This is a genomic window from Gluconobacter sp., assembly GCF_047723935.1.
Classification (GTDB): Bacteria; Pseudomonadota; Alphaproteobacteria; order Acetobacterales; family Acetobacteraceae; genus Gluconobacter.
Window position 1 is genome coordinate 1 of record NZ_JBDOBO010000104.1, and the last position, 7,004, is coordinate 7,004.

Consider the following 7,004-nt stretch of genomic DNA (forward strand, 5'->3'; position numbering starts at 1 on the left):
TCCAGAAACATGGTCACGATCAGATTGAGCTCACGGATTTCTTTTTGCCCCAGATAATTTTTGGCTACCGTCACGTCTTCTTTCCGGACGCGCCCATGCTTCCATGCGGTCAAGCCCATGTTTGGCGCGGTAGGGTTAGAACGCTCTGAGATCAGCTCTGCTGCCGTGTGACCCGTGATGCCATAAAGCATCTTGTTCTGGATGGTGGCGTAGAAGTCACGAGCGGCTCGGCTCTTTGGATCGTAGTCCTCACTGAGGGACAGAATGTCGCGCAACTTGCGATAATACACCGCCTCGGAGGCGCGAATGTCGCGGATGCGTTCAAGTAGCTCATCAAAATAGTCGTGCTTCGGGTCTTTCAGGCGTTCGTCGTCCATGGCGAAGCCTTTGACCAGGTAATCCTTCAGGACGCTGTTCGCCCACCTCCGGAACTGGACGCCACGTGGAGATCGGACACGGAAGCCAACGGCGAGAATTACATCGAGATTGTAGACCTGAATCTGACGCTCGACCTGCCGATCCCCTTCCAGTCGAACTTGTAAGGAATCCTTACAAGTTGCCTCCGGCAGGCATTCTCCATCAGCATAAATGGCGCGAATATGCTGAGTTACGTTCTGAGGTGTGGTGTCGAATAAGACTGCCATCTCTCCTTGACTGAGCCACGCAGTTCCGTCTGCAGCCCGAAGCCGGATCGTCTGTTTGCCGTCCTCGGTCGTGTAAAGGATAATCTCGCCATTGCTCATACTGTCATGTCCTTCCTCGACCGAAGCCAAAGGGGAAATCTTACCTTTGGCGGAAATGCTTAGTTCGGGGTTGCCTGTATGATGGCTACAGCGGCGTCAGATCGTGATCAACACTCTCTCGGCATTGTACCATCCGTCCCGCACCAGTATGTTCAAAATGAACAAGATAGAGGCGGGCAATGGCGCAGGCGCAGATCAATCTTGAACGGCTGGCGAAGGTCTGGGCTCTGGTCGAGAGCGGCAACGAAGGCGAAATAGACGCCGCTCGAAGCCGTGCTACCGCGATGGTGGAACCGTTTGGATATGTGATCGAGGACATCCCCGATCTTCTGGCTGAAGGCGGCTTCGGAGATGGAGCGCCGACCGCTGGTCCCGGCGGGTTCACGTTCTACAACATGAACAATCCAGCCCATGTGAAAGCATGGGGGCGCGAGAACGCCGCCAAACGGCGGAGATGGATGCGGGAGAATGCTGACCGGATCGCGGAAGTGATTGCTCGCTACGGATCAGAGGAAGCGGTTTTCGCCAGGACACCAGAGGAGCTGGCTCTGGATGCCGCTGTTGAGCCGTTCAGAGATCCGAGGGTGGAGGGGAGTTTTCCGACCTTCGATGGGCAATCATTCCGTCCCACTGAAAAGGTTGCCGAAGCGATGGGCCGGGTGGTGCCGTGGCCTGAAACGATACCCGATGCACTGGCTGAGTATCAGGCTTGGGAGAGGTTGGTGGATGACCGGAATATCACGGGCGGTAACGAGCAGGCGGAATATCTGAGCGCAGGAGCAGATCTGCGACGGACACATCTCGGGGACATGGTCGAGAAGCTGATACCAGCCCGGAACCTGTCTGATGTGATCGTGCGCCTAAGGTTCCAGGTGGAAAGCGAGGGCATTTATGACGATGCGAAAGCCGTTCTTGCTGACCTTGAGCGATTGGAGAGTGAGGGGAATGCCGACACACCCGACCACAATGAAGCCGCTCCCCCGTTCAAATTGAACACGGCAAGCCAACGGCGGGCAGAGGTGGAGCGTATCCTTGCCACGCCCGAGGGTAAGGCGATGACCCTGCGAAAGGTGGCTTCGCGGGCAGGGGTGTCGCCAGCCACCGTGATGAATATCCGCAGACGTATGGCGTCCTGATGTGTGTTCAGATTGAACGCGGCACTTCAATTCTTCCACGATAGGGAATTCGGGATACTGCCTGCGTGGAGAACAGCGACGTCCTAAGCCTGCACCAACGGTGCAATGGTCTATGAAGGACCATCCAGATACCCGACACCGACCCGTTACCGATGTGTCACCATCACCGATACAGACCCGTCACCTACCCATCCGACTACCACCTTGCCACCCATCTGCCACCCCTTCGCCACCCCACAAAAGACGGCTCTTCATACACCATTGCACCGTTGGTGCAGGGGGCTGTCCTTCAGGTGACAAAGCTGCCCTGGACGAAGTGAGGGATTGTTACGATCAGATCCATTTCTGCTCAGGCGCTTGCTCTTGGCGCTGACCAGGGCTAGCGGCAAAACCAGTCAGACTCTCGTAATGGATCAGATATTCAACCGAACGAAACAAAACGTGATACCGCCGAAAGTGTACCATTAGGCATCACTGGGCACAGTTAGGCATTTACAGGCACAATAGAAATAATCTCTTATAAATTCTGGCATTGTCATAAAATTTCCAAACAATAATCTCGCTCTGGAACCACAGAACAGGGCAAGATTTTTGATGGATCTGAAGCTCCTTTCAATCAACGAAGCTGCCGACCAGGCGCGTGTCACGTCGCGTACAATGCGGCGATACATCGCGGAAAATATTGGTCCGCGCGTCACCCGTGTGGGCGGACGCGTGTTCATCCAGGAACAGCATTTCCGGAACTGGATACGCAATGGCGTGTCCAGCCAACTTCCGAAAGAAACAACATGAAAAATAGTAATCCGTTTGCATATTTGCGGAAACGCAATGCGAAGGCCGTGCGCAAGAAATCTATCGGGTCGAGCGGCTCTTGTTCACAGACGAGTTCCTTCCTGCATCTCAATGGTCCGCAAAGAGGCGTGTCCGTGCCAGCAGCTGAAACATCAGTCGATATGACACCAGGGCAACGTATGGCGTTCAGAGTAAATCAGCGTCGAGGTGGCCATAATGAGCTGCTCACTAGCTAACACGCTGCCCCATTGCAGGATGCTTCTGTAACCGTTTCTCACGATCAGAGACCAGGCGCGAGAATGGCCGCTCGAGTCAACAAACTTCGTGAGAATGAAGCAGCAGAAAAACAAGGAAATTCCGTCCCACCATCTGGTGGCTCTCCCGGTGAGCGCTTGCTGGCACGAACCAGGTTGAGACGCGGCTTCTGACGCTCTCTCCACCATCAATAAAACTGAATATCCCGCCGTTACGGCAAGAATGATCCCAATAGAAAGACAATAAGCATGGTCAAAATCTCAGGCGTCAGCGCCTTTTTCCGTGGAAAGAGTGAGGAAACCGAAGAGACCTCTCCTCCCCAACCCGCGACCGAAGTGACTAACATCGTTCCCAGCCACGCAGATTCAGAACCCAAACCCGATACGGATCCAGTCGAAGACCGGAGAAATATTCTAAAAAATCTACAAGAGTCTGAAAATAATTTACGGACTGATTATGAATCAAAATGTGAAATTGCAAACAAAGCGGACAAAATTGCGGAAGAATTGAGGGAACGACTTTCGGGGTTATCCAGCCTGACTGAGGAAATAGACGCGTTTTATCAACAGGAGATTGAGAGCAGAATTACGAATAATGAAAACACATTGCTTCCGGAATTGCCGGAATCCCTTACTGTCCGCAAGCGAGAATTAGATAGCATTGAACGCCAAGTTATCGTGGCTGAAAACTGTTCCCAGCGGAGACGCGAAGAGGCTACGGCAGTTTGGAAGGATATTGAAGGTTTAAAGCAAGAAGAGGAAGATGCTCTACATTCTCTAATGGCTTGCATTGCAGAAATACGTGCTGCCAATATTAATCAGCGGTGGTGGCAGTACGTGACTGAGGTGGTGTCTTTATGGGCTCTGATACGCCGACAGTTCACTCAATATGATATGTATAACAGTTACAATGCAGAAAAGCCGATTTACGTACGAAAAGACCTGACTGTCTCAAATAATACTTTGGCGGCGAGCATGGGATACCAGTTGGATCGGCAACGACTGGCAGCGCAATACGGGGGGAACGTGGATGCCAACGGTAGAAAATGGGGGGAGGCGATCAATCGCCTGAGAGAAGATGCTTACGCCGATTGCAGCGATCTATGTCCGGAACTGCCAGGCATTTCCGTATCTGGCTGACAGCCTTCTTATGCAACACTCGGGATTTCTCGAGTGTTGCATACTTATTCCCTGCCATCATTGATCGGTGCTGTATTACGATATGCACAGCCTTAGCGCTGTCAGTCCGCTACAAGCTGTAAGCAAGGTCCGGAACTTCCTATGTTGCGCTTCGGGGCTTCATCTTTGAAAAGCCCGAAAAGCAGTTTTTCAATTTCCTCTTGCGGAATTTGAATATCTACCGCGATTTGAGAACGAGTGACCCGCTGACTCCACAAATCCTCAAGAACCATCTTCCATACTGATGATTCCTCACGAGGAAGCGGGAGAGGTTCAGAAATACGATAACCACGGCGGCCGATTTCGATAACCATACCTCGATATTGCCAATCACTCAGTATGCGCAGCTTGTGAAGACGGTAAGCCAGAGCAGACACAGAGACGCCCCAGCGGTGTTTCGCGTGAACAATCTGATCCAGAGAGGTCACAAACGGTAGCCTTGCTCTGACATCTGCTTCTGGCATTAGAAACGATGCCGCAAACAACTGCGCTTCCATCTCTGCCTGTTTGCCCTGGGTGGGGCCGCCGTGGCGATGCAGTACAAGATGACCGAGTTCATGAGCACAATCAAATCGGCTTCGTTCTGCTGATTTCATGGTGTTGAGGAAAACGTAAGGCACCTCACCTCGCCAGCAAGAGTAGCCGTCTACATTGAGTGTTTCTTCAGCCAAAGAGAAAATGCGCACGCCTTTAGACTCAAGCAGGCGTATCATATGACTGATCGGCTGCTCACCAAGCGCCCAATGCTGTCGTAGTGCCCTGGCTGCGCGTGCTGCATCCCTTTCTGACGAAAGGTTCAGAAGATCAGCTTGTGGAAGATTAAAACGGTCATCAACCCAGTCTTGCAAAAGATAAGCAAAACCCCCAGCTGACAGTGAAGCATCCCTCTCTCGTGCTGTCATGGCTGTCAAACTGCGGAAACTTGCTCCTTCACGAGACGGGGCATCGCATACGTCTCCTAAAAAAAATGGCACAGGAAAACCGAGAGCATGTGCAACTCTACGGATTGTATCCGGATCCGGTGCGTTTTTGCCGTTCTCAATTCGGGATAGCGTCACAGGAGTGACGCCAGCCAGTTCGGCAAGCGCACGACTTGTAAGGCCCCGACGTTGCCGGGCCAGTGTCAGGCGCATCACATTAAACATGAAACAAGCTTACTTACGGCTGATGTTAATCTCGAAGTGCTGTTCAGGCATTCCATCATCGAGGTCAACAATGGGTGCTTCCAATTGCCCCTTGATGACGATGAAAATACGCTCATGAAAGCCAACGAACTGTTCGTCCTCGACGGGAAGCGGTCGAGAGAGTTCAGCTCGGATGCCAGTCAGGTCGTCACAACTGACACAAAGATACCAGATTTCTCTATGTTCACCCGGCAACTTAATAGCTGTGACATTCGGCGAAACAAACAAGTCCCCTTGTCCAGTCTCAATAAGACGCTGTGAGGCGGATTTTTTTCCAGAAATGGCTTTCGGAGTGTGCGCCTGTTCCGCGGCGAGATCGACATTCTGAAAGATAATCTGCAATCTGGCATCTGGGCTAACAACAGCCTCAATACCGTCTTTCCGATGTTTCTGCCATTTCATTGCACGAAACACCGAGCGTAGAGCGCGTGTCCCATAAATATACGAAAGTGTGCCTGGAGCAGTGGCAGGATCATCCTCAGTAGAGTCTCTGCGTGCTGCTACCGCCATCAGAACAATCTGAATCAGATCGCCTCGCGTCGTTCCAAAGTGTTCCCGCAGGCGGCCTTCTATTTGGTCGGCTTCACTGACGATCTGACAAGGGACAGAAAGGGGCATGCACACACCATGTTAATTTTTTACCCCTCAATTGTGGCGGAGAAAATTAACACGGTCAAGCATGTTTTAGTAACAGGACTACCGCCTAGACCATATGCCGAAGTTACCAGAAATGGTTAGAATGAAGGCTATCTGACGCATTCTGATCCTCACCGCCTCTGTGGTCGAAGCAATGCTCCATCAAGCCACGCACTCCGATGCTTCTCACTTTCCATAGCGATGACGGGACGGCGACGCGATCCGGGCCTATCGCCCCCAGATCGTCCACGAAGGCCGGGCCAGTTACGACATAAAGCTCACCTTCACGCTCGGTGATATGCCGGATGTTGCTTTCGATCCTGTTCCAGGGCCCGGAGTTCAGCCCGGCATCCTGCGGCACGATGTTGGAAAGGGCGAAGGTCTCGGCCCGCGCTTCTCGTGTCGGCGCGTCACCTGATGGAGCGAGGTGACCGCGAGACCAGCCCGAACGCTTGTAGTCGTAAAGCTCAGACCGGGCAGCTGGTGGGATACGGAGATCCTCGTGAAAGACGGCACGCCCCTGCAGGGACTGCGCCTCTGCGATGTCTTCCTCGATCAGGTGCTCGGCGCTCCAGAGCGGCTCTTTCGCCTGTCCGGAATATCCTACGGCGAAACTCGCTGAACAGAGCAATATCGTGGGCTGACCGGACGCTGGTGCTGCCTGTCCGGCGAAATGATCCACGCAGGTAGCCTGTGCGTATCCTGATGGGAGTATCGAGAGGATCAGGAAGGAAAAGAGTGATCGTAAGTAAGGCGACATATCAGACGAGGTAAACCATGTGATAAATTAAAAATATTTAACAAAAATCACTTATTATAAGTATCAATAGGAGAAAATGGTGATAATTCTGGGAATTTATTCTGCTGCATAAAGGCTTTTTGTAGCATGAAATACAACAATTCGTCGTATTGTAATTTTATAAAATTCTGCAATACAATATTTTCTAGATCTTTATATGTATAAATGTTTTTTGGAGTATCAATTTGTTTTCGAGCATAAGGAAATAATGAATTCACACGTTCTTGAAGCAGGATATTCCAAGTAATATTACTTATCACTTCAAGTCGTGAAAATGGTAT

General features: G+C 51.6%; 8 protein-coding genes. 3 read left to right on the top strand and 5 right to left on the bottom strand.

Annotated features, from left to right (window positions below; genetic code table 11):
* Positions 1–743, bottom strand: a 743-nt coding sequence (gene rhuM, locus ABF979_RS15755) for a RhuM family protein (protein ID WP_415560659.1), incomplete at its 3' end; no start/stop codon positions are given.
* 179 nt (positions 744–922) lie between these two features.
* Here rhuM and ABF979_RS15760 point away from each other — a divergent pair.
* From ABF979_RS15760 to ABF979_RS15770, 3 genes are all read left to right on the top strand, one after another.
* Entirely contained in the window at positions 923–1,879 is a 957-nt protein-coding gene (locus ABF979_RS15760; RefSeq protein WP_415560660.1) for an Lrp/AsnC family transcriptional regulator, read from the top strand.
* A gap of 594 nt (positions 1,880–2,473) precedes the next feature.
* On the top strand, positions 2,474–2,671 hold the full coding sequence (locus tag ABF979_RS15765; protein WP_166315953.1) for a helix-turn-helix domain-containing protein: 198 nt from the start codon (positions 2,474–2,476) through the stop codon (positions 2,669–2,671).
* 503 nt (positions 2,672–3,174) lie between these two features.
* A complete protein-coding gene (locus ABF979_RS15770) occupies positions 3,175–4,065 on the top strand; it encodes a hypothetical protein (protein ID WP_415560661.1) in 891 nt (296 codons plus the stop codon).
* A gap of 101 nt (positions 4,066–4,166) precedes the next feature.
* On the opposite strand, the gene ABF979_RS15775 is transcribed toward ABF979_RS15770, so the two are convergent.
* The 4 genes from ABF979_RS15775 to ABF979_RS15790 form a co-directional block, all read right to left on the bottom strand.
* A complete protein-coding gene (locus ABF979_RS15775) occupies positions 4,167–5,249 on the bottom strand; it encodes a helix-turn-helix domain-containing protein (RefSeq protein WP_415560662.1) in 1,083 nt (360 codons plus the stop codon).
* A gap of 9 nt (positions 5,250–5,258) precedes the next feature.
* Positions 5,259–5,906, bottom strand: a complete 648-nt coding sequence (locus tag ABF979_RS15780) for a hypothetical protein (RefSeq protein WP_415560663.1) — start codon at positions 5,904–5,906, stop codon at positions 5,259–5,261.
* 103 nt (positions 5,907–6,009) lie between these two features.
* Positions 6,010–6,606 (bottom strand): DNA/RNA non-specific endonuclease, encoded by a 597-nt coding sequence (locus ABF979_RS15785; protein ID WP_415560664.1) that lies wholly within the window; start codon positions 6,604–6,606, stop codon positions 6,010–6,012.
* Between the two features lie 125 nt (positions 6,607–6,731).
* A partial coding sequence (locus ABF979_RS15790; protein ID WP_415560665.1) for a hypothetical protein occupies positions 6,732–7,004 on the bottom strand: 273 nt, incomplete at its 5' end.